The 24,147-nt window shown below is 44.4% G+C and carries 21 protein-coding genes and 1 tRNA gene; 11 read left to right on the top strand and 11 right to left on the bottom strand.

The features are described 5' to 3' along the window. Nucleotides 1-448: hypothetical protein (locus A3763_RS14005; protein ID WP_068760154.1), on the top strand; the 448-nt coding region annotated here is incomplete at its 5' end. 4 nt (nt 449-452) lie between these two features. Here the strand turns inward: A3763_RS14005 and A3763_RS14000 are convergent. From A3763_RS14000 to A3763_RS13970, 7 genes are read right to left on the bottom strand one after another with little or no spacing between them, the layout of a single operon-like run. Continuing rightward, a complete protein-coding gene (locus A3763_RS14000) occupies nt 453-1,853 on the bottom strand; it encodes a lipopolysaccharide assembly protein LapB (RefSeq protein WP_068514834.1) in 1,401 nt (466 codons plus the stop codon). Next, the gene (locus A3763_RS13995) at nt 1,853-2,536 is read right to left on the bottom strand and encodes an energy transducer TonB (protein ID WP_068514837.1); all 684 of its coding nucleotides are present in this window, start codon (nt 2,534-2,536) and stop codon (nt 1,853-1,855) included. The genes A3763_RS14000 and A3763_RS13995 overlap by 1 nt, the downstream gene beginning before the upstream one ends. 4 nt (nt 2,537-2,540) lie before the next feature. Further along, nucleotides 2,541-2,966 carry a biopolymer transporter ExbD gene (locus tag A3763_RS13990; RefSeq protein ID WP_068514839.1) on the bottom strand — a complete coding sequence of 142 codons (426 nt, stop codon included), beginning with the start codon at nt 2,964-2,966 and terminating at the stop codon, nt 2,541-2,543. Continuing rightward, on the bottom strand, nt 2,963-3,526 hold the full coding sequence (locus A3763_RS13985) for a MotA/TolQ/ExbB proton channel family protein (protein WP_068514152.1): 564 nt from the start codon (nt 3,524-3,526) through the stop codon (nt 2,963-2,965). The genes A3763_RS13990 and A3763_RS13985 overlap by 4 nt, the downstream gene beginning before the upstream one ends. Before the next feature lies 1 nt (nt 3,527). Then, on the bottom strand, nt 3,528-4,007 hold the full coding sequence (locus tag A3763_RS13980; protein WP_255374942.1) for a MotA/TolQ/ExbB proton channel family protein: 480 nt from the start codon (nt 4,005-4,007) through the stop codon (nt 3,528-3,530). 33 nt (nt 4,008-4,040) lie between these two features. Beyond that, nucleotides 4,041-4,994, bottom strand: coding sequence for a hypothetical protein (locus tag A3763_RS13975; protein ID WP_068514846.1), 954 nt, complete (start codon nt 4,992-4,994; stop codon nt 4,041-4,043). 4 nt (nt 4,995-4,998) lie between these two features. After that, nucleotides 4,999-5,748, bottom strand: coding sequence for a DUF3450 domain-containing protein (locus A3763_RS13970; protein ID WP_197473025.1), 750 nt, complete (start codon nt 5,746-5,748; stop codon nt 4,999-5,001). A gap of 366 nt (nt 5,749-6,114) precedes the next feature. Between A3763_RS13970 and A3763_RS13965 the strand changes: the two genes are divergently transcribed. The 7 genes from A3763_RS13965 to A3763_RS13935 all read left to right on the top strand — a co-directional run bounded on the left by A3763_RS13965 (nt 6,115) and on the right by A3763_RS13935 (nt 14,038). After that, nucleotides 6,115-8,004 (top strand): SurA N-terminal domain-containing protein, encoded by a 1,890-nt coding sequence (locus A3763_RS13965; RefSeq protein ID WP_068634038.1) that lies wholly within the window; start codon nt 6,115-6,117, stop codon nt 8,002-8,004. A gap of 233 nt (nt 8,005-8,237) precedes the next feature. Further along, nucleotides 8,238-9,050 (top strand): C39 family peptidase, encoded by an 813-nt coding sequence (locus A3763_RS13960; protein WP_068514855.1) that lies wholly within the window; start codon nt 8,238-8,240, stop codon nt 9,048-9,050. A gap of 122 nt (nt 9,051-9,172) precedes the next feature. Then, nucleotides 9,173-10,180, top strand: a complete 1,008-nt coding sequence (locus tag A3763_RS13955; protein ID WP_068508299.1) for a flagellar protein FilC — start codon at nt 9,173-9,175, stop codon at nt 10,178-10,180. An 88-nt stretch (nt 10,181-10,268) separates the two neighbouring features. Beyond that, complete coding sequence (locus tag A3763_RS13950; RefSeq protein ID WP_197469948.1) at nt 10,269-11,939, top strand: outer membrane protein transport protein; 1,671 nt, start codon at nt 10,269-10,271, stop codon at nt 11,937-11,939. A 6-nt stretch (nt 11,940-11,945) separates the two neighbouring features. Next, entirely contained in the window at nt 11,946-13,148 is a 1,203-nt protein-coding gene (locus tag A3763_RS13945) for a MalM family protein (RefSeq protein ID WP_068514858.1), read from the top strand. Nucleotides 13,149-13,267: 119 nt separating this feature from the next. After that, a tRNA-Leu gene (locus A3763_RS13940) sits at nt 13,268-13,354 on the top strand. 171 nt (nt 13,355-13,525) lie between these two features. Continuing rightward, nucleotides 13,526-14,038 (top strand): hypothetical protein, encoded by a 513-nt coding sequence (locus A3763_RS13935; protein ID WP_156490751.1) that lies wholly within the window; start codon nt 13,526-13,528, stop codon nt 14,036-14,038. On the opposite strand, the gene A3763_RS13930 is transcribed toward A3763_RS13935, so the two are convergent. The 3 genes from A3763_RS13930 to A3763_RS13920 all read right to left on the bottom strand — a co-directional run bounded on the left by A3763_RS13930 (nt 14,017) and on the right by A3763_RS13920 (nt 18,871). Beyond that, on the bottom strand, nt 14,017-15,027 hold the full coding sequence (locus A3763_RS13930) for a cation:proton antiporter (protein ID WP_255374948.1): 1,011 nt from the start codon (nt 15,025-15,027) through the stop codon (nt 14,017-14,019). The two genes, A3763_RS13935 and A3763_RS13930, sit on opposite strands and share 22 nt — an antisense overlap. A gap of 28 nt (nt 15,028-15,055) precedes the next feature. Continuing rightward, on the bottom strand, nt 15,056-15,268 hold the full coding sequence (locus tag A3763_RS28675; protein WP_068514868.1) for a hypothetical protein: 213 nt from the start codon (nt 15,266-15,268) through the stop codon (nt 15,056-15,058). 171 nt (nt 15,269-15,439) lie between these two features. Continuing rightward, complete coding sequence (locus tag A3763_RS13920) at nt 15,440-18,871, bottom strand: hypothetical protein (RefSeq protein WP_068514872.1); 3,432 nt, start codon at nt 18,869-18,871, stop codon at nt 15,440-15,442. A gap of 402 nt (nt 18,872-19,273) precedes the next feature. Between A3763_RS13920 and A3763_RS13910 the strand changes: the two genes are divergently transcribed. Continuing rightward, nucleotides 19,274-20,785, top strand: a complete 1,512-nt coding sequence (locus A3763_RS13910) for a fumarate hydratase (RefSeq protein ID WP_068634037.1) — start codon at nt 19,274-19,276, stop codon at nt 20,783-20,785. Between the two features lie 128 nt (nt 20,786-20,913). After that, complete coding sequence (gene purU / locus A3763_RS13905; protein ID WP_068514882.1) at nt 20,914-21,768, top strand: formyltetrahydrofolate deformylase; 855 nt, start codon at nt 20,914-20,916, stop codon at nt 21,766-21,768. A 54-nt stretch (nt 21,769-21,822) separates the two neighbouring features. Here purU and A3763_RS13900 read toward each other — a convergent pair whose 3' ends face one another. Continuing rightward, nucleotides 21,823-23,649: an ABC transporter ATP-binding protein gene (locus tag A3763_RS13900; RefSeq protein WP_068554968.1), complete on the bottom strand. Its 1,827-nt coding sequence runs from the start codon at nt 23,647-23,649 to the stop codon at nt 21,823-21,825. Between the two features lie 242 nt (nt 23,650-23,891). Between A3763_RS13900 and A3763_RS13895 the strand changes: the two genes are divergently transcribed. After that, nucleotides 23,892-24,147, top strand: a 256-nt coding sequence (locus A3763_RS13895) for an Hpt domain-containing protein (protein WP_156495095.1), incomplete at its 3' end; no start/stop codon positions are given.

Here is a 24,147-nt window from a genome sequence, read left to right as displayed (position 1 = left end):
TATGGGCTTTATTCCTTTTAAAATTTATGAGCAAGCCAAGTACTATACAGAGTTGAATATTGCACCAACGACCATTGAGACTTGTATGAATCGTCGTAGCTTTGATCGGCTGAATAAACCAACCAAGCAGTTACTGTCGGACTTTCAGCAGAAATTGGCTTTGGCTGTTGTGCAGCGCACTGAAGAATTTGCACAAACTGCACAAAATACCTTGGCCGAGCAGGGTGTTGAAATTATAAAGTTTAGTGAGCCTGAGCAGCAAGCATGGGTCAAGGCATTTCAGCCAACTGTTAAGCGCTATATGGATAAGTGTGAGGCGGCAGGAAAAGATTGCCGAGGGCTGGTTAAGAGCATTGCCAAGCTAGCAGATAAGTACAAAAATCTCAGTAATGAAGAGTTAATGCAGATTACGATAGATGAGCCTGTCCAAGGCATTATCGACTTTTAAACGTCTAATGCTTGCTAATGTTGGCAAGGTAATTTGTCCACTGAGCTAATTGTTTTTCGATGATGTGAATATCGATAGTGTCGGCTTGGTGGCGGTTTGCCTTGCTTTGTTTTAGCTTACTCAAGTGATCGTCAAGCGCAGTAAACAAAGTTTCAGCCATATTGAGTTTGTCAGAATAAAATAAAGACCTACCTAACTCCAGACCGATCAAAACCTTGTCTTTGTTATAGTCTTTCTCGAGAGCTAACCATTGCATGTAGGAACCTCCACTCACCTCGTGGATGACTTGAATCACTTCATTCCATAAGGCCTGTTTAACCAAGAGCCGGCTTAACTGTTTTAAAATTGCTAGGTTGTCAGCAGAGTCCTGGTAGTTGGTGATAAAGGAGCTAGAACTTAGTATATCTATGGCTTTCTCATTATGGCCTGCCTGTTCCCAGCTATAGGCTAGCCTTTTAATATTCGCAGCTGTGGCTTTGACAGTTTTCTCGCTTAGAGCGGCTTCGAGGATTAGAGCTGCCTGGAAAGGTAGGCCTTCTGATAGCTGTAATTGTGATAAGTGTAAAACTTCTGTAGCACTAAGGGCTTGTGTTTCTTTTAGTAGTTCCATGCCCGATAGGGCTTGTTGATGCTCACCTAATTGAATCGCTATACGCACCCATTGTTGCCAATAAGCCTTTTTGGTGGGTTCGAGCGATATTAGCTTCTCGATGATAAGTCTGCTCGCGGGGTAATCTTTAAGCGCTAATAAGCTATTGAGTTGTAGTTGATAAAGCGCTTCTTGCTTAGGGTGAGCCAATTTTAAGGCATGTTTGGCGCTGTTAAAGCAGTTTGAGTAGTCTTTAGTCTGGAACTGTGAATAAGACAGTAAGTAATACCACTCACTTAGCTGTTCTGGTTCTATACTCTGATTCGGTTGTTGGGATGATATGAGTGTTTGCAGCGCTTGGCTTGCTTCACTAAAGTGCCCTGTTTGAATTTGCAGCTGGGCAAGCAGCAGATGTTGTTTAACCTGGGACGACTCATTCAGAGAGTCTAGTCGTAAAAGCAATTGTATTAAGCCAATCGCCAGTTCATATTGTTCGAGTTGAGCAAGGATCTGAGAGGCAGAATAGAGCGCATAAGATGTAGCCACGGGATTGTGCTGATTTTCAGAAATAACGCGTTCTAGAGTGCTAAGTGCTTTGGCACTTTGCTGCTTTTCAAAGTCGCTCCAGGCTTGGGCAAGTGTTCGCTGGGTTCGGCTATTGATTTGGGCATGCTTGTTCGGCTGTAACTCCAAAACCTCGCTCGGTACATTGAATGAATAGTCAGCAGAACAGGCTTCGCCGGTGCTCAGCAAAGCCACGGATAATACCAGGAAAGTAAGGCGTCTATGTGCGTGTCGAAACATAAACCAAAGCATTATTTTTCCAGAGTAAAATTAATGGTTTGAACAACCCGACGAGTGCTAGGCTTTCCCCCGAGAAGCTGAGGTTTGAATTTCCAATTTTTGACGGCACGTATGGTGTTGTTTTCAAAAATGCCCTCTGGTTCGGCGCTTAGGACTTGTACATCACTCACGCTTCCATTCAAGCCTATAGTGAAGCTAATATTAACCCATCCTTCCAGTCTTGCGCGTTTTGCTCTTCTGGGGTAGAGCGGGTCTGGCGTGAGCAAGGGAAACAGTTGCTCATCAAAACTCGGGGCGGCACTTTGTATGGGTTTAAGGGAACTTGCCGGGAATTCAGGTGGGCTTAATGAAAGTGGCACCGAAGGTGTATCGATAGGGCTCAAGTCTAGCGAAAGCTTTGGAAGCCGGGGGTTAAACGCTGCTTGATCGATTAGTTTGGGTTTGGGTGGTTCAGGTTCTGCTTCTTCGGGTGGTGGCAGCTCTTCTTCTTGCTCGGGCGCGCTTGAAGAGTTTGCTTCAATCCGAATGAAGTCAATGCTGAGAAATTTGTAGATCGCAGCTTCGACGCTAAGCGGAGTAATCAGACTCGTCATAAGCTTGCTAATGGCTAATACACAGATTATGGCTAATAGGGCGGCGAGTACCCAACGTGTAAGGCTTTGACTTAGCGGCAGTCGACAAATGGTGTTATCCATAAACCTAGATTCCACTGTTTGATTCTTTGCGTGTCGCAACGGCGATGTTCTTGGCGCCTGCAAGTTTGCACTGGTCCAATGCCTGTATCAATAAACCGGTCCGTGCATGCTCATCGGCCTGGAGGATGACAGTGCTTTCTGGCGACTCACTCAATAAACGCTCAATATTGCGTCTGATGGTTTGTGGTTCAACTTGCCGTTGATCGATCCACACTTTATTTTGAGCTGTGATTGCTACAATAATTGCCTGTTGAGGCAGTGTGCTGGATGTCTGGGCTTGAGGGCGGTTAATGTTAGCGCCCGCTTCGCGAATGAAACTGGTGGTAACAATAAAGAAAATTAGCAGAATGAATACGACATCCAACATTGGTGTCATATTGATTTCTACGTCTTCTTCTTCATTGTTGAAAAAAGGAAAGCGCGTTCTCATGCCTTGACGCCCCCTTCTTCTAATAGGGGGAATTGATGCTTGAGTATACCTTGTGCGCGCAAACTTAAGCGGCGCAGAATGTATTGCATAATAAGCCCTATAATCGATATCAGCATGCCTGCCATGGTAGGCAGGGTTGCCTGAAATATTCCCGAGGCCATCAAACGAGGGTTTCCAGTTCCGCTTAACGATATTTGATCAAAAACAAGTACCATTCCACTTACCGTGCCCATTAGCCCGATTAACGGACAAGCAATAATCGCTGCTCTCAAGAGCCAAAAAGAGTGGCGTGTCATTGCTCTTGCCTCAGAAAGCAGCGCTTCCTGAACTCTTTGCTTGTCCCAGGAATTTAGTCCTGACTTTGCCAAGCTAGCACTTTCGCTCCAGTACTTCTCCAACATTGAAATTGTATTTTTAAAGCTGAGACTTAGGAATAGTAAGCGTTCAAAAAAAAGTATAAAGATTAATACACTCAGAGCCAGTATGGCCGCGACAGGTAAACCACCGAGCTTGATTAATTGATCAATGCTTGAGTAAAAGTCGAAACCAATTTGCGTCATCTTAACAGTCTGCCTTGGAAGGGCGAGTGTCTTGAGCTGCGTTAGCTTCTATTGAGCCTTGTTCACTCATATATTTTGCAATAAAGCCTAGGCTTTGCTGGCTAAGGAACATAAGAACCTTTTTCGACTTTGCTGCTAACAGATTGTGAGAGAATAGTAGTGGCACGGCTACCAGTAGTCCAAGAACTGTAGTCATTAGCGCTTGTGATATCCCGCCAGCCATTAGTTTTGGGTCTGCGTTTCCGACTAAAGTAATACTTTGAAAGGTATTGATCATGCCAACAACGGTGCCGAGTAAGCCCAGAAGAGGGGCGACTGCAGCGAGTAGTTTGATTGTCCCCAGGCCCTTATCCAGCTTAGGCATCTCGGACATAACGATCTCTTGTAGCTGAACTTCAAGCGTATCATGTTTTAGCTGAGTACTTTGCTCGTCACTTGAACTGCTTTCCTCATTTCCTTTGCATGCCTGATAGGCCTGAATTATTCGGCCAAGAGGATTGCTAGCGTCTGCAATTTACGGTGATCTCATTTGTTTTTTGATTGCTCGTTGAGAGTAGCTGATTGTTAACCATCTAAACAAGCTTAGTAAGAGCCCTAGTAAACCTAATGTGACAATGGCGTAGCCAATATATCCGCCTTGGTGGAAGCGATCTTCCAAGCTGGGAATCAGTGCCAGCTGTTCAAGTATCAAACCGTTCGAAGGGTCGATTACCGCTGTAAGGGGTGTGTTGGGACTTAGAGCCTGGTATTCGGCTTGCTCAACGACTCTTTGGTATTTTGAATTTGGTTGTATTGGAAGCGTATTTAGAGTGTTATTCGCCGGGTTGTGAACAAGAAAATTACCTTCGCTGGTCGTGGTAAACGTACCAATGCGTTGGATAACCGTCTGTTTTCGCTGGCCATCTACTGTAATTACTTCACCTTGGTAGGTGTGGCTTTGGCGGTTTTGCTGAATATCATATTGAAGTAGCTCGAAAAGGGCTCTTAAGTCATCTGAGTCGGGGAGTGCTGTTTTAGTTGCCAGCATGCGAAATGTTTCAAGCTTTGCAGGTGACTCATGACTAATAATGGAGGCCTCCATATTCGACTGACCATCTTTAACAGCTTGCTTCCACACAGAGAACAGGTCTTTTAGCGCGTGACTTCGTTCTGCTAACTGATGTTTTGCATCGTCAATGCTTTGTTCGGTTTTTCTAACAGTCTGGTTGAGGGTTTTAAGTTCCTTTCTTTTATTGGAAAGCTCCTTTTGAAGGGCCGCAAGTTTTTCTTTTTGTTGCTGCTTTTGTTGCTGAAAAGATCGTTCTCGGGCTTGGTTTGATTGAGCCTGCTGAGTTCTTTCTTGTTGTATCTTTTGGTACAGCTTATTTAATGTGTTTTGCGGATTACCGTTCGGTTCGGTGCTAGCGTTAGCCAAACAAGGAGTTGTCAGCAGGCAGAAAATAATGAATGCGCTTTGGAGGTGTTTCATAGTATTAATTTCCGTCCGCTTCAACAGTAAGTGTTAAAAGGGAAGGTGGAAGCTGCTTCTTGGCTACCTTAATACCTTGCGCAACATTTTCAAGAAGGGCGGGGCTCGCCAGAAGCCAGCTTTGCTTTTGTTGGCTCCAATAGCCAGCGCTTTGCTGATCAAGACTGAGGAAATACATTCCGATACGCCCAACCCGAAGTATCTGTGCTTCCACTTCTTTGTTATCAATTATGATCTCCTGCTGATATGACTCAATGCTGTAGCCAAACTCGTTTTCAATCTGAAAGGCTTCAAGCACTGAGTGGTAAAGGTGGCTTATCGGTATTTCCGGGTTAAATGCTTTTTCTTTGAGTGCCGCGATACGTGCCAGTCTCTTATGTTGGTGGAAAGCTAGGTCGTTATTTACTTGCGTATCAATCCAGTCAATCATTTCCAGGAGCATTGGTATCAAACTGTTCTCTGTTTGCGATACTTGCGATAGCTGGCCTTCATAGTCAATCAACGTTGTTTGTTGGCGAGAATGTATCTGTTGTTGATGTGATAAGTTTATATTTGTTTGTTCCAGGGCTCTCGATAAGCTTTGATATTCGCGAAGTAAGGCCTCAGTTGATGCGATTGTTTTGTTAATCTTTTGCTGACTTAGCTTGGCTTCTTTGATCATAGAAGATGCTTCGCTAAATGACTCGGATAACCTGGGTTCTGTTTGTGCGCTAGCTTTACCTACAATTAGTAGGACGAGGATAAAAAAAAGCACCAAGAAGAGGTGAATTGAATTTGGATAGCCTAGAGCGAACGAGTGGCTTAGTGTGTGTAGCGGTCATAAAAGAGTTCTTGAGTAGGTTTTTAAGTGAGCTATACAAGTTTAGCTTAGCGTGGAGATTTTGCGTCTGAATCTAATGCTGTGGGGCAACACGATGGATTTTTCACTAATGCAGTGAGTAAGGGGAGTCGTTTGTGATTTCATTTGTTTTAAAATCAGGATCTGTAGGGTACAATCCGGCGGCTAGAAAAATTACAAGCTTATGACGGTTTAGGACTTTGCTCTGAAAAATTAAGCCGGCGGCGGTAAGCGATTAAGAATAAACATAGTAAGAAATAACCGGGAATCAGGAATCAAGGTATGCTTCAAGACATTCGTAATAATTCACAAGGCACTGTCGCAAAGATTATTGTTGGCGTCATTGTGGTGGTTTTTGCTCTTTTTGGTGCAGAGTCTATTGTCGGAGGTTTGAGTGGTGAACCTGAAGTAGCGACGGTGAATGGTGAAGGGATTACTGAGCGTAACTTCCTAAGGGCAGTTGAAGGTAAGCGTCGCCAGATTCTTGCGCAGATGGGAGAAAGGGCAGACCCGGATCTTATCGAAGAGTCTTTGTTAAAGTCTTCAGTTTTAGAAGGCCTGATCAACGAAAAGATCTTGGTATTGGACGCAGAAGGTAAAGATTTATATATCTCAGACGAGGCTGTTGAAAACTACATTCGTAATATTGACCAATTCAAGGTCGATGGAAAGTTCAGCAATGAACGAATGCAGATGATTTTGCGTAATGCTGCGTTAACTTTGAAATCATATAAAGAGTCCTTGAAATCCCAGTTTGTTATTGACCAGGCGCGTTCAGGCTTGATCGCTTCAGCATTTGTTGTCGGTAACGAGAGAGATGAGATTGTTGCATTGGATCGTCAAACAAGAGACTTTGGTCTGGCTACAGTTTTCAAAAGTGATTATATAGAGTCAATCGCGGTAAGTGACGAAGATGTCGCGACTTATTATGAAGAGCATAAAGATGCGTATAAGAAAGCGCGTAATGTTGATGTCTCTTATTTAACGATTGATCGCGCGTCTCTTGCCGAATCAATTGAGGTGGATGAAGAGCGAATCATGGTAATGTACGAAACTGAGAAAGCAGAATTCGTAGGTGAAGAAGAACGAACGGCTGCTCATATATTGATTAAAATTGATGACGATACGACTGAAGTGCAGGCACTGGATAAAATCAAAGCAGTAGAAGCTAGGTTGTTAGCAGGTGAAGCGTTCGATTCATTGGCTAAAGAGTTGTCAGAAGATGAAGGTTCTGCGTCTGCTGGAGGTGATTTGGGTCGTTCTGGTAAAGGCGTGTATGTTGCGGATTTTGAGAACGCTTTGTTTGCGCTTGCCGCTGGAGAAGTATCCGCTCCGGTTAAGACCGAATTTGGTTATCACTTGATTAAGCTTGAGTCGATTGAAACAAATGAAATTCCGGCATTTGAAGAAATGCGTGCTGGTCTTGAAGAGCGTTATCGTAAGGAAGAAGCTGACCAGTTATATGCGGAGCTGGCCGAAAATGTTGCAGATATTACTTACTCTTCTCCTGATCTGGCAGAGGCAGCTGATGAGCTGTCTCTTGAAGTGAGGCAGTTGGCTGGGGTTTCTAGCGATACTGTGAATGAAATTTTCGCAAGCCCGAGAGTACAAAAGGTGCTGTTTTCGGATGAGCTGGTTACTGAGCAAAATAACAGTGAGTTGATTGAATTTGCGGAAGGTCGCTCTGTTGTGTTTAGAGTTGATGCTTTGCATGAGCCTAGCATTTTGCCGCTTGAATCTGTAAAAGAGCGGGTGCGTGACGAAATTAAAGTAAGTAAGTCAGCAGAGTTTGCGGCATCGGTTGGAGAGGCTTATCGTTCAAGAATCGCAGCGGGTGAGGATGCTGTTGCTGTCGCTCAAGAAATGGGCGTGAATTGGAAGCAGCATAACGGTGTTCGACGGGATGATGTGATGTTGAACCGTGAAGTTGTTACCAAGCTGTTTACCTTAGCTAAGCAAGAACAGTTTGCAGATAATATTGTTGGGTTCGAAATTATGGGTGGAGATTACGCGGTGATCGTACTTAATGAGGTTCACCAGGGTAGTGCTGAAAGTGCGACGTCCATGGAGCTGTTCTCAATATCCAATATGCTTGGCTCCAGCATCGGAGCAGTTGATTATCGGAATTACCAGGAAATGGCGGTCAGTGCCGCCGAGATAGAAAAATTCTAAATCTAAAAGAGGCGTGAAGCCTCTTTTTTTCTGTCTGGCATCGGTGAAACAATGTTGGGCGCAATTAAGGCCTTTCTAAGAGAATGAGCATTATCATTGGTGTTCCGGTTAGTCTCAGCATATTTTGAGCACTGGTTATCTTTCCCTTTCAAGTAATTAATGTATCTTTACGTAATAATTTTTTCGGCATAGAAAGCGGAAAAACTTAACGGAAACCTAAGGCAAATGGAAATATGGTTCTTGTAACAACAGCATCAATACTTCTTTTGAATCTGGTGCATCAATTTAAAGATATCGAACCTCAGCCGAATGGGATCGTGCATTATACTGTCGCCCTAAATGAGGGTGAATCGTTTGTTCGAGAAAGAGCTGTTGTCGAACCTTTATCTAGCGTTTTATACCGTAATATTGTTAGGCAGGCGTATGACTATAGCTGTGGATCTGCAGCATTAACGACTGTATTGCAGCATTATCTTGGGCGCAACTTTCAAGAACGCCAGGTGATGGAAGGTTTGCTTCACTACGGTGAAAATGAGCGAATCGTTGAGCGTCGAGGCTTTTCAATGCTGGATATGAAGCGTTTGGTAACCGCGCTGGGCTTTCCGGCTGGGGGCTTCAAGGCTGAGTTAAAGGATTTGATTGAGCTGGATCATCCAGCTATCGTGCCAATACATTACGCAGGCTTTAAGCATTTCGTGGTTGTTAAGACAATCAAGGATGGGCGTGTTTTTATTGCTGACCCTTCCAAAGGAAATATAACCTTTACTCTCGAACGCTTTAAAGAAAAGTGGGATCAAAATGTATTGTTCGTTATCTTTCCAGGGAATACAAAACCAATTGATGGGCTTGAGTTAAGAGAAGAAGACTTACGCTTTATTGATGATCAGACATTGTCTTTGCAGGCTTTTGATTATACTCCGGACTACAAAGATAATTTGCGGTATTTATTGAATAACGAGATAGAGCGCCGTAAAAACCAGACAGATGAGTTTGGGAATACTACTTTCGATAATGGTACGAAGTTTTTACATTATCGTCGAAACTAGTTTTTGAATAAGTATATGTCGTGTAAGAAATGTGAGCAGCATTGCTCGTATTAGGAAAGTGGTTAGTTGTTACTGCGTGTAAGAGTCACTGACACAAACTATAAAGATAGAAGGAATAGGTAATGAACTCTTGGGTCATTAGATGCGTGCTACTGGCATCAACCGTGCTGTTTGTTTCGGATATTAGTGCTGAAGAAAGTAATGTTGATAAGGCGCGAGATGCCTTAGCCAGACAGTCAGATGATGAGGACTCTACCAAGCAATTGGAAGAGGTTTTCCAGGCGGCTGAGAAAAACTATTCCTTGCTCAAAGCGGGTGGAAAGTCTTTAAGCTATTCTCTGGATTACTCTTATATCTCTGATTCGAGAATTGCCTTGGATGTTCAGAATGGCGTGGTTAGAAATCTGGACGTAAACCCCTCTGGAACACATTCCTTTACAAACTCCTTTAGCTTTGACTACGGAGTTCTGAATAACCTTACTCTAAATGCCCGGATACCTTTATCTTCACGCTACGATACTCAGAACTCACTATCTGCAACGGAGTGGGGGGATGTGAGTTTCGGTTTGCGTTGGCAGCCTTTTGCTTATGTACCAGGTAAGGCGACAGTCACCCTAAGTACTACCTTAAGTACTAAAACAGGTGTCAGTCCTTATGAAATTAACCCTAATGAGCGCTTGTCTACGGGTAGTGGTACTTACTCTGTTTCAACGGGTTTAAGTGTATCGAAGGTATTGGACCCAGTTGTATTGTTTGGCTCGCTGAGTTCCAGCTACTCCTTTGAGCAAAGTGGTTTGAACCAACCTCGAGGCGGGAATCTCCTCAAGACTGTTCACCAAGGGCAGAGCTATTCTTTCTCAGGGGGCTTTTCTTACTCTCTTTCTTATGACACCTCTTTAAGTATATCGACCCAGGTTGGTTATAGTACTGAAACTAAATTAACTTTCGTTGGTTCGGGGACGGCAGTTTCGCCTGACTCGGTGAGTGGTTCGATGAACTTCTCACTGGGTATTCGTGTTGACCCTAAGACGATTACAAACGTTAGCTTTGGCTTTGGGCTTACTGAAGATGCGTCTGACTTAAGTATGGGGATCTCTTATCCAATTAATATAGGTGCTTTCAACTGGTAATCATGTGTCAGGAGTAAGGTGATGACTGCTTTGCTCTCGAGCGCACTTGTTTAATCTTTAGAATAGTAATGGGAAAAGGAATTAATTGGTGAAATCATTGCATTGGAAAGTAAAGAAACTGCTGGTGGTCGTATTGATTGCTACGTTTGCTTTCCCTCCCCAAGTTGTAGCTCAGCTAGCGAACGGCATTACGATTGATACTAAGGCTCTTTCCTTGGGTAATGCGATGCAGGCTGACGTAAATCCTGGTGTTTCAGCGGTTTACCATAACCCCGCTCAGCTTACCCGACTCAAAGAGCGTCACTTTGAGGTTGATCAGTTATTAATTGGTTTGGATCTTGATGCCGTATTTACTGCCCCTGATGACTATCAGTTGTTTGGTTTAGATGGTACAGGCTTTAATACCTATGACCCTACCGTACCGAGAGACCCTGTAGTAGGAGGCGATGGTCGAGGTAAGAGCCATACTAACAGGCTTTCTTTATATCTACCTGGCTTTGGTTTGCAGCAATGGGTGTGGAATGGCCCAACGATACTACCTCCGCAGATTGGCTTTTCGGTAAACCCTCCTGGTTCAAAGTTTACTTTTGCAAATAAAAATTATATCCACTCCGCTTTAGCTTTGTACAAAGAGCTGGAAGACCCTGGTCGATTTTTGGGTAAAGAAGCAGCAATTCAGCGTTTTACTTACTTTTCTCCGGCTGTTGGGTACGAGATTAATGATGAATGGTCTGTTGGCATGGGCATTCAGTTTAGTCATCAAGGATTCTATATAGCGCAGCATAACCGTGCACCTAACTTGTTGATTGCGGTTGTTGAAATACTTCAGGATGCATTTGCTTGTGAGTTCGATAAGCCTATCGGTCAGCGTCGAGACCCTCTGCAGCCTTTCTTATCTATGTGCCAAGGAAATATTGGGCCATGGGACGATATCGGGCGTATCGATATGGATATGCAGCAAACCTTGTCGCCAACATATAATCTTGGTGTGTTGTGGGAGCCGACAGATTGGTTCTCGTGGGGAGCAACCTATTACAGCGAAGCAGATATGGAGCTTAAAGGTACGTTCTTCATGGACTATACCGATGAGTGGACAGCTTTCTGGAACGGTTTTAACGCGTCAATCATTGGTGCGATTACCGCTGCAATACTGGGCCTCCCAAGAGGTGTTCCCTATGAATCCGGGAATGTGAACCTCGACTTGAAAATCCCTCAGATGTTTAAGACGGGTATGAGAGTTCGCCTTACTCCTGATTATACCCTCAATGTGGATGCGACATGGACTGATTGGAGTCAGTGGGAAGAATGGACTTTTTACTTTGATAGAACTCTGGAAATGCTAACAACAGCTCGACTATTGTCGGGGTTGGTCACAGGTCGTTCTCTGACTTTGCCTATTGGCTTACGTGATACCTGGCACTTTGGTTTCGGTTTAACTAAGCATGTTAATTCTCGTCTGGATGTCAGGTTTGGGTTAGAGTTACGAACTTCACCAGCCGAGCGTGATGTTTTTGGTCCGCTTCCCGTTGGTGATATGAAAATGTGGGGTACCGGGTTTGGCTACAAGTGGGATAAACGAACCGATATCAGTGCAAGCATATTCTATATGCAGTCTGATGATTACATTCCTTCTAATACAAGTTGTAATTTGAACTGTACGAATTTGACTAACGTAATTTATAACCCCTATGCGGGCTTGAATGTGAAGTTTACATCTCGAGTATTTGGAATGGGTATTTCTTTTAACCGAAAATTCTAGGTCTATATGAAGCTGAACTATTCGAGATCGACTGTAGTATTGCTTGTAGCTTTGTGTGTCTTTTCTTTGGAAGCTCTTGCTGAACGCTATAGTGTTGAACAAGATAGCTTTGGTGGATATTCCGCAAAGAAGGTAGATGATGCTCAGCAAGCCGATGTGCCTGTCATCGACTCACAGCCAGAACCTGAAGAGCCTCAGCAGCAAGCAAAGTTAGAGCTGCCTCCTGAACCACCTGTTAGTCCAAAATCCCAGAACGTAACCGACAATGAATATCTTGGTGATGTTGGTGATTCCTTAAGTCCTTTTGAAAAAGAATATATTGAAACCGAAAGATTAGAGCGCTCTAAGGTTCTTGGCGCTATTCGTAGGGCGCCACCACTTAACGATTTCGATGCAACGCGCGTTAACTCTGAGGAATTTGTGGATGGTGATAAGCTATTAATCGACGGTGGGCGACCGAGTAGTGAAGGTTCTCGCTACTATACAGTAGTCGATGCTGATGGAACGGTTCGCAATATTGATTATGACGCTGATGCTGTCCAGGCTGCTCTCGAAAAAGAAAGAGAGAAAAAAATCGAATTTACGGAAGCAAGTGTTTTGGAGAAGTCCGCAGCCAGTGCCGACCTTCCTGAAAGCGCTGACCCTTTTGCCGCGGCTTTGTTTGCTAAAAACTTTACTTCTGATGACTACTTTGATGGTTTCTCAAGTACTTGCTGCCAAACACTACCAAATGTTGACTTTATCGAACTTGAATTAGGTAAAGCTCACTACTATGAAATGAACGAAGATCAGCTACCTTATCGGTTTTCAGGTGGCGATAGTCGTTTTTTGTTGTTGAGCTTACCGCAAACCAAAGAAAAGCAAGCTTTAAGCATAAGAAGCTTTGTACGGCGTCATAAACGTTTTGGCATTGATAATGGTGTATTCTTTCCTCAGTTAGTTACTTTGGATAGCGATAAGCAGCCACTGCGTATATTTACGGGCCCCTTATTAAAGTATCATTCTGAAACTTGGCTCGCTCATGGTTATTTAGAGGGCTTTTTTCAGCTTGACTCTACTAAGGATGGTGGTGAACGATTTCTATTGGTTAACACTACCAGAGATATTCTTGGGCAAACATCCAGTATTGAAAGTGACGAAGAGCTTATTTCTATTGAGCATATGGAAATAGGTACTCTGGAGCTAAAATTGTTAGTTGAAGATAATTAGCTAGTTTCTCCTTGCGGCTTTATTCTTAGGTAAGTTGCTAATTACATGAGTAAATATAAATAAAATCATTGATAGCGGTTGATCATTTTTCTGTATGGCGTATAATGCGCCGCATCTGGGCCAGTGTGATGAAATTGGTAGACATGAGGGATTCAAAATCCCTTGTCCTTCGGGACGTGGCGGTTCGAGTCCGCCCACTGGTACCAATCCTTTCTTAGTTATCAAAAGTCGATCTAACTTAACAAGTTTTCCCAAGTTAAAACAAATATTCAGCCTTTATTCTCCAAATACGGCCGCCAGGTAGGGTTTTATTTACTTAATAGAACAAACTGCTTTAGGTTGTGTTATATCTTAATTTAAGTGCTTAGGAGATCACAGTGCATATTTCTAGAATTATTCTTCTGCTTTTAATGTCACTCTCTCTTTTAGCCTGCTCAAGTAGTCCGTTCATGGATGACTACCTTAGCTCGATAGAGTCTAGGGAGTCGTATGTATTTTTTGAACACTCAGATTTTGGAATAAAGAGCAATCAGCAGGTGCCGCTAAGTCAAGAGTTCGATCGTTGTACTGAATCTGTAATGGGTGGGATTTCTTTAGGGCTAGGTGAACAAACTGTTTCCAATATATCCGTGCTTGAGCGAGTCAATCAGGATTATCATGCTTTTTTACTTGAACTCGTAATGTCGAAAGGTGCGGGTGATAATGGTGCTTTTAGCGCTTTATATAACAATACTATCACTACCCAATCGGAGAATGGGGAGCTTAAGCGACATGCCTTTGCTTATACAGAAGGGCTTGAGCAGCCACTAAAGAAATTAACCAGGCTTATCCTAAGACGTAATCAATGTTTGGCGCGCTCTGGATGGATTTATAAGAAAGTAGCGCCGTAGTCGGTATTACCTTTGGTTTTTTCAATATCCCCCAATAAATGTCCATATTTTTTGTAATAGAGCTTTATCCAAAAAGGTGATAGCACGGTAGTGTAGGCGATGACCATGATTAAGGCTGTATAGACCTCATTTGTAAAAATATTTGCAGAAGCACCTAGGCCTGCGAATATCAGGCCAACCTCGCCACGTGGCACCATGCTCATTCCTATGACGATACGTTTGGCTAGAGGTTCGCTAATAAGTAGGGCTCCGGCGAACTTTGTGCATATAGCCAAGACAAGTAATATTAAAGAAAACTCCCACAAGAATGATGAAGACCAATCGACCGAGCGTAGATCCATCGAAAGACCGACGGATACAAAGAATATTGGTGTGAATAGTTGAACGATGGGTTTTATCTGTACTTCCACTTTGTGAGAGAACTTGGGTGAACTATGTAGCGCTATGCCGAAAGGTAAAAAGAAGCGGCGCGATAAAGCTAGTCCGGCGGCAAAGCCTCCGAGTAATTCCGGGGCTCCAAATAAATGAGCGAGCCAGGCAAAGAACAATACTAATGCGACAATAGTGGTTGGAATTAATCCTGGGTCGTTAATTCTTTTATCTAATATTTGGATAATTCGAGAAAACAGCTTGGCGAGAATTGGAGCCAAGCAGAAAAATATCGCGACAAATAAGAAAACTCTACCGGCGCTCATAAGGTCGATATTGCCGTTGACTGAGAAGTCATAGAGTAGGGCAAGAAGTATTACGCCGAGAATATCATCGAGTACGGCGGCGCCCAATGTTACCTGTCCTTCGTCGCTTTGGTGTCGGTTAAGATCTGAAAGTGTTCGAATGGTGATGCCAATGCTGGTGGCGGTTAAGGTTCCGCCGATAAACAGTGATACAAGTAGTGATAGTTCAAAGTACCAGTAACTTGCCGCAAAGCCACCAAGAAAGGGCGCGATAAAGCCTCCTAGCGCCACGACAGTAGACTTTTGCCTGAGGATACAAGCTTCCCTAGGTCAGTCTCCAATCCTATGTCAAACAGCAATAGAATGACGCCAATTTCGCCCAGAAAAATATAATCTCGTTGACCTCTACCCATGCGAATAAGCTCGGGCCAATCAAAATGCCAGCGCAGAGTTCGCCAATAACACTCGGTGCGCCAAAATAGCGAGAAATATCGCCAAGCACCCTGGCGACAACAAGAATGATAAGGATGTCGAGTAAGACGTCAGCAATTTCCAAATGCGCACTCCCGGCTTTTTGGCTTTGAAGTCGGGCTGGTATTGAGTTTGGACGTGCTTAGTATGACTTGAGTTTGGGAAGAGGGGGTTGAGCTAGCTCAATTAGTGATGAGGTTTAAGGGCAAAAAAAACCTCCGGGTGTTAGGCCGGAGGCTTTTAGTTTCCTTACATTTTATTCGGCGTCGACTATCAGGTCACTATCCCCAACAGTGATTTCTTCACCGTCATTTAATACGAAAGATGCTGCTTGTGTAACAAACTCTGCAAAAGCAGGTGCCTCAGCAGAGGAAGCTGCCGCTGCAGGGGTCGTGTGTAGAGCACCACTGTCACTCTCAAAACGAATGAAGTTAATGCTTGCTTCATCAGTTGAGTCTCCAATGCTTACAGCACCGGAAGCAGTTTGCAGTGGACTTGTCCCTGCTAGAGGAGCCGCTGTACCTTCACCAAGCGAGATGCCGGCGTATGGGTTTGCGTTGCAGCCGATATTCGCTGGTTGTACAACGTCGACAGCGGGAGATGCATTATTTGGAATAAATACATCGCCAACCACTTCGCTAAATAAGGCTTTGGTTGTAGAAGTGGTGCTACTCAAGTTGCCTACAAAGTTAATTGGATCAAAAGAGTCAAATGACGCTTGAAGAACGTTAAGGAAGGTCTCAAGGTCTGCATCGCCTCTTTGCAAACCAGCAGCAGATTGCAATGCTAGCAGTATACCCGGCGCAAATACTGGGGAATTCTCTGCTAGTCGTGCAATGTTGCCACCTGGCGTTAAAAAGTTTGCAGACACAATGTTATCTTCAGTTCTACTGGTTTGGTTCGCGATTTCGACAAATGGAATGCCGTTAAAGGTACCTAAAGAGTGAGCAATAAAGTGAACATCGTCTCCGTTTAAGTCAAAGCCATCACCTTCTGGCCCGTTATCATCTATTCCATCGATATCCATGGTTGGAATAGACAGACGCAGAGTCATTAAGTCAGACATGTGCTGTCTAAAGTTATCACGGCTAGTTAGGAAGCTAAGTGGGTTAATCGTGAATGCACCAGAACCCGTGTTGGAGCAATCGATAGGGTCTGATGAGGAGCTGCCCACGGTGCCGTCAGCGAAATCCATCGGTACAACGTTGGTAACACCGCCGCCAAAGCCAAAGTGACGCTCATCGGCAGAACCTTGTCCTAGACCAGGGATCTGGCTAGCACCGTTTTCAATAGTATTCTGCATTAAGCCAAGACCTTGTGCCGCAAGCTGTAAGCTTTGGAGGCTTGAAGCTGCTGCTTCTAGGGCTGTAAGGTTTTGAACAGTCGCATCAAGCGTTGGATTTCCGCTTGCATCGCCTAATGCGGCCGTGATTGTGCCATTGATGGTTGCATCTTCAGTGCCGTCAATGCCATCGGTGATATCGATTAATGTACCGTTTAACTGAGCAGCTACGACATTGTAGGTAAGATCTCCGCTTAGTGCAGCAGAAATATAGCCAGCTTCGGTCCCGTCGATTCCGTCGGTGATATCAATCAGTGAGCCGTGCAATTGTCCGGTTACAACTGTTTCAGCGATGGTTCCCGCAAAAGTTTCAGTAATCAGGTCAGCTTCAGCGGCGCTAATACCGTCACTCGCATCAATAACTGTCGCTGAGTCTAATGATGTTGTCACGAATGTGGTGGCAAGAGTGCCATCAACTAAAGCTTGATTATTGGTATCGCCAGGAGCTAATGACTCTGGGAAACCAGCTAGCTGACCACCAGCAAGGAATTGTGCTGCGTATGCCAGGCGGCCTTCTTCAGAAATCGCATCAATACCATGAAGTGGTTGATCAATCGCGAGTACCGCAACGGTTCCACCGCTGTTCGCAACAATGGCGCTACCGAGTGCTAGGGCAACACTTCGATCAGTTGTAATACCATGCTGGTAAATAACAGTTTTATAACCATCTGCCGGCATATTCGAGTCATCTGCCGGGAAGATTGCTAATACCGGTATTTCTTCTGTAGAGTTCTTTGCTGGGAACGGAAACAAATGATTCACAACATTTGATGTCGTCGCTTGTGGCAGAGCTGCGCCAAGTGCCTCTAGGTTAAAAGCAGTATTTATTTGAGTGGCTAAGGTTGAATCTGCTTTCCACCATTCGCCTACAAGTCTCGCTTCGGTTCCATCGCTTACGCCTCGTGTATCAGGTACACCTGAATAGTAAGGAATCGTCAAGGAGCCTTCAGAAATGTTTACGGCACCTACTGGAGCGATTGCATCGGTAATAAATGCTGATACTGTTCTTAGGTCTCGCGGTGTGTCGAAAGCTACGCTATCATCGGCTGCGGGCTCAGGAAAAGACATTCCACCTGCTTTTGCTGCAGTGATCATACCGGTACCGGCGCATGCAAAGCGTGCATCGCCAGCAGGATAGGTATCACACCCTGCTAAAGCTGGATTGAAGCTCTCTGCGGTCCAGTTGCTGATTGCTGTATCAACAGCGCCTTTAATGGTTGCATAATCTTCTGCGCCGGCATCAACTGCCGCTTTTGCTGCGCCAGTTGTCACAAGAGTCTTAACCGTATTCGTTGCCCACTCGGTAGGGTCTACCATATAGTCGACAACTTTTGTGTCATTAGAAGTGGTAAAGCCACTTGTAAAAACAATGTTGTCTTCAGTTAATTGCTGATCATCTGGGCGTGCCGCATTGGTTAGGTTGCCTAAATAGCTCGCGGTAACCTTTTCCCAGAAATCAATTTGAGCTTGCACATCGTCAAGGAGAGGGTTGGCGGGTTCTCGATTTTCATCAGCGAGGGCAGCATAGTTGGCTATACCAGGGTGTTTGATCAAAGACTTTCCTTCGGTATCTTTGATTTCATCGGTCAGTGCAACAATGTAGCGCTTGTTAGGGTTTAAAGGCTCTAAAGGTTGGATTCGTATGTAACTTGTTTCTACTCGTTCGCCGCCAACGACTTTGTCTCGGGTAATGACTTCAGCGCTATACTTAGGTGAAGCCGCTATTCCTAGAAGTTCTCCTGCTGCCGATAAATCTCCACCACTGGCTTGTGCTGCTGTAATGGCGTCAGTAACTGTAGGGGATTCTTCGTTGACTAGTCCTTTAAGAGGGTCGCCACCAGCATATTCTAGTTCTAACAGAAATACGCTTTGGGCAGGGTTAGGAACAGGAGCGCCTCCAACATTAATAAAGCTTTCTGCGATAACCGTATCTGTGTTTATCGTATCTGTTATGTCGGACCCTGCTATGCCTTGGCCAATTTCGATATCGATTGGGGCTGTTAAGGATGCGCCACTAAGATACTCAAGTGCGACTTCAGGTGGTGTTTCTGTGCCTGCAGCAATTTTCTCGGCTAGACCAGGGATAGCATAGGAACCGTCGGGATCCGTTGTTTGTAGTAAAAGGTCATTTGGCTTAGGAAACTCTCCGGTAGCAGGGTTAAATACTGGGTAGAGGTTATTTTCGTTCTGCTCAATATTCGCCTGTTGCTCAGATGACGGAGGGGTCGTCTGTGAGTTTTCGTTATCTCTTTCTTTCGGGTTGTTTTCTGGATCAGTAGTGTCCAGACAGCCTGTTAATGATAATGCTGACGCAATCGCGACACTTAATAAGGTTTTTTTATACATGGATAAGACCTTTCCTAAACGTTGTCTCAAATAAGTAGTGGCTAGATGGTGGATGCTTGCTTGGTTTTATCTGTTTAAATTCAGCAACACACACCACCAGGCCTAAAAATTTTGACCTAGATTAAACGTAGACACGAAAAAGCAATTTGTCTAATTTTTTAGCGCAAAGAATTAGATGCACTTGCTTAGTAGCTGTAACGAATTTAACCGTCGTTTAAGCTTTGTAGGTGTGACTACAAACTCATCTTCAATCAGAGTACAATTCAGTACCCCAATAATTGATCGCTCAGAAGATGAGTGGGTGATCAGCCATGTATTAATTGATAAACACAACATGGGCCTGGCCAAAAGCTTAAGAGCCTCAGCAGTTTATTAATTAAAGAAAAACGTTAGAGAGTGACTATGACCACAATTCGTCAAGCAGATTTAATTGATAGCGTTGCAGATGCCCTGCAGTTTATCTCCTACTATCACCCAAAAGACTTTATTGATGCCGTCCATGAAGCGTATTTAAAAGAAGACTCCCAAGCTGCTAAAGATGCAATGGCACAAATACTCATCAATTCACGTATGTGTGCAGAAGGTAAGCGACCAATTTGTCAGGATACCGGTATCGTGACTGTATTCGTTAAAGTCGGTATGGATGTGCAGTGGGATGCTGAATTAAGCCTGACTGATATGATAAATGAAGGTGTACGTCGTGCTTACACTCATCCAGATAACGTCTTACGTGCTTCAATCCTAGATGACCCTGCCGGCGCTCGTAAGAATACTAAAGACAATACACCTGCTGTGATCCACTATGAGATTGTCGAAGGCAACACTGTCGACGTCCAAGTTGCTGCAAAAGGCGGTGGTTCCGAGAATAAGTCAAAAATGGCGATGTTGAACCCTAGTGACAGTATTGTTGACTGGGTTCTGAAAACGGTTCCTACGATGGGCGCTGGCTGGTGCCCGCCAGGCATGTTGGGTATAGGCATCGGTGGTACAGCTGAAAAAGCTGCCGTGATGGCGAAAGAAGCTTTGATGGAGCCGATTGATATTCATGAGCTTCGTAAGCGTGGCCCTCAAAATCGTGTTGAAGAGTTACGTTTAGAGATTATGGATAAGGTCAACGACCTGGGTATCGGTGCTCAAGGCCTTGGTGGCTTAACAACGGTTATGGACGTAAAAATTAACGACTATCCAACGCATGCTGCATCATTGCCTGTCGTAATGATTCCAAACTGTGCTGCCACACGTCATGCTCACTTTGTGTTAGATGGCTCCGGCCCGGCATTGCAAACACCTCCAAGTCTTGAAGACTGGCCTGAGATTACTTGGGAAGCTGGCGACAGTGCTAAGCGCATTGATTTGAATAACGTGACTAAAGAAGACGTCGCCGACCTTAAGCCGGGCGATACGGTTTTGCTTTCAGGTAAAATGCTGACTGGCCGCGATGCAGCTCATAAGAAAATGACTGAGATGCTAGCCAATGGTGAAGAGCTGCCAGTAGATTTGAAAGGCCGCTTTATATACTACGTTGGGCCTGTTGATCCGGTTCGTGAGGAAGTTGTTGGCCCTGCTGGCCCGACTACGGCAACACGTATGGATAAATTTACACATACCATTCTTAAAGAAACTGGCCTGATGGGCATGATCGGTAAAGCCGAGCGTGGCCAGGTGGCGATTGATGCGATTAAAGAATACGGATCAGTATACTTGATGGCAGTGGGTGGCGCGGCTTACTTGGTGTCAAAAGCAATCAAGAATGCTGAAGTGGTTGCCTTCCCTGAACTAGGTATGGAAGCTATTTATGAATTTGATGTGGTTGACATGCCAGTATCAGTTGCCGTTGATAGTCAGGGTATTTCAGTTCACCAGACTGCGCCAAAAGAATGGCAGGCGAAGATCATTGCGGCAAAGTCTGAATAAGAGATAAGCTTGAATTATCTCAGACCTATCTATAATAAAGAGAGTCTTCGTGGCTCTCTTTTTTATTTTGAGCGCCTATGTCTGAATACAAATTAGTCCTTAAACGATTGTGGAAGCAGTAAAATATTATGGAACAAACCTATCGTCTTGTCGTTTCTTGCCCTGACCGTACTGGTATAGTCGCAAAAGTCAGTAACTTTCTGGCAACTTATAATGGTTGGATCACTGAAGCGAGTTACCATGCCGACCAGAAGAACGGCTGGTTTTTTATGCGCAATGAGATCAAGGCGAGTTCGATTCCTTTTGATCTGGAAAACTTCAAAACAGTGTTTGAACCCATTGCCAAAGAGTTTTCCATGTCATGGAGTATTAGCGATTCTAATACTAAGAAACGCGTCGTGTTGATGGCTTCAAAGGAATCCCATTGTTTAGCGGATCTACTACATCGCTGGCACAGCAATGAGCTGGATGCGGAAATTGTGGCAGTGATATCCAATCACGATGATTTACGCCGTATGGTTGAATGGCACGATATTCCTTATCACCATGTGCCGGTAGACCCACAAAACAAACAAGCTGCTTTCGACCAGGTTAGTAGCTTGGTGGATGAATACCAGACCGACTTGGTGGTACTTGCTCGCTATATGCAGATTTTACCTGCTGACCTGTGTGAGACATATGCAGGACGCGTGATCAATATTCATCATAGCTTCTTACCTTCATTTGCTGGGGCAAAGCCTTACCATCAAGCTTATGACAGAGGCGTGAAATTGATTGGTGCAACCTGTCACTATGTCACTCAAGATTTGGACGAAGGGCCTATTATCGACCAGGATGTGATTCGTATTAGTCACAGTAATACGATAGAAGATATGGTTCGCTTAGGTAAAGATGCCGAGAAGAATGTATTAGCACGAGGTTTGCGTTTGCACCTGGAAGAGAGGGTTATTATCCACGAAAATAAAACAGTGGTGTTTGGTTAAGGCAAGATTTGGGGTCAGAGTAAAAATAATAGTTTTTACTCTGACCCCAAAGTTTTAATCTCCGATAAAACCACCCGACTGTCGAGCCCAAAGTTGCGCATAAATACCGTTTTGGGCAAGTAGCTCTGTGTGGCTGCCTTGCTCGGCAATCTTGCCTTCGTCTAATACGATCAGTCTGTCTAGTGCGGCGATGGTAGATAAGCGATGAGCGATCGCAATGACTGTCTTGCCTTCCATTAAGGTATATAAACTTTGTTGAATCGCAGCTTCGACTTCCGAATCCAAAGCAGACGTGGCTTCATCCAGAACAAGTATTGGGGCGTTCTTCAATAAGACTCGGGCAATCGCAATACGCTGACGCTGACCGCCAGAAAGCTTCACGCCACGCTCGCCTACATGAGCGTCATAGCCCTGTCGTCCGTCCAGGTCACTTAGTTCTTGAATGAATTCGTGAGCATGGGCTTGTTTGGCTGCACGGATCAGATCATCGTCAGAGGCTTCGGGATTTCCATAAAGGATGTTATCGCGCACAGAGCGGTGAAGCAGGGAAGTATCTTGGGTCACCATGCCGATATGCTCGCGCAGGCTCTCTTGTTTAATGTCAGCAATAGCTTGCCCGTCAATTCTGATGTTGCCCGAAGAAAGGTCGTAGAATCTAAGTAAGAGGTTTACCAGAGTTGACTTTCCAGCACCTGAGCGGCCAACCAGACCAATTTTTTCGCCAGCTTTTATATGCAAATCAAGCTCGCTGATAACCGGACGGCCAGATTCGTATTCAAACGAAATCCTCTGAAAATCAATATTACCATCGCTTAGTTCAAGCGCTTTGGCATTGTCTGAGTCAAGCACGGCTCGTTCTTTTGAAAGTGTGCTGATACCGTCTTGTACTGAACCGATATTCTCGAACAGGCTGGACACTTCCCACATAATCCATTGGGACATGCCATTGAGCCTGAGTGCTAGCGCAATCGCAACAGCTATGGCTCCAGTCGAAATGGTTTCGTTTATCCAAAGCCAGATTGAAAGAGATGAGATCGAGAATAACAGGAGGGAATTCAATACCCATACTGTCACATTGAGCCGGGTGACCAAGCGCATTTGAGGGTGAACGGTTTCAAGGAAGTCGCCCATTGTTCGTTTTGCATACTCTGCTTCACGCTGGCTATGAGAGAAGAGTTTCACTGTTTCAATGTTGGTGTAGCTGTCTACCACAGCTCCGACCATGCTGGAGCGCGCATCTGCCTGACGAGTAGAAATATCACGAAGTTTAGGGATGAAGTAATAAAGGCTGGAGCCATAGCAAAGTAGCCAAATTAAAAGAGGAATGCTTAATCTGGCATCACTCGCTGTGACGACGCTAGTCATACCTATGAAATAAATACTGACGTAGAGCAGTACATCGAGCAGCTTCATTACGGTTTCGCGAACCGAAAGCGCAGTCTGCATCACTTTGGTTGCTATGCGGCCAGCGAACTCATCTTGGTAAAAAGAAAAGCTTTGACCAAGCAAGTACCGATGAGCTAACCATCTAATTCGCATTGGATAGTTGCCCAACAAGGCTTGGTGAATAACGGTTGAGTGAAGCAAAACAGTAAGAGGAATGACGAAAAGAATCACTGCACCTAGAGCAATAAGGGTATTCCCTTCATCTTGCCAAAGTGTTTGAGGTGTTTTGTTCGACAGCCAGTCTACCAGCTGTCCGAGGAAACCAAACAGCGTAACTTCCATGATGGAAATTAAGGCAGTGAGCCCGCCCATGATAAAAAGTAAGGGGAATATTCCTTGTGTATAGTACACACAAAAGTCGAATAAACCCTTAGGTGGTTGTTCCGGATGCTCGGGAGGAAACGGCTCTACCAGCTTTTCAAAAAACTTATACATAAATAGTGGTGTTGGATCGGTATATTTGTATATGAAAACCAATAACTTACTTTAATATTGAGGCCATTTCTTTTATCGAGGTACGGGTGAAAGCCTGAAAGTCGTTATCGAGTATGTGTCTGTGATAATGTCTGCTAATCTTAAAAATAGAACAATGTATCAATGTAAGTTTCACAGCCTCAAGTATACCGCTTTTTTCGAGATATGGCTTTGTATCAATGAAGAATGGAGTTCAATAGACAATGAGTGATCAAACTAGCGAGAGCCAATGCATCGACATGGACAAGCTAACAGAAACTTTTATGAACAATATGGATATTGTTAAGCAGGTATTGTCCTCTTTCAAAGGTAGCTTTGTGACGTTTGAAGAAGAGTTTCTAAATGCTCAGCAGCAGGGCGATACAGAGTTAATGTCACGCCTTGCTCACGGCTTGAAAGGCAGTGCCGGGAATATCAGAGCGTCATCTCTATCGGCGAAGGCTGCTGATCTTCAGCATA

This window comes from Oleiphilus sp. HI0128 (genome assembly GCF_001635365.1).
The sequence above is the reverse complement of the archived record's forward strand: the minus strand, read 5'-3'. Positions and strand labels throughout refer to the sequence as shown.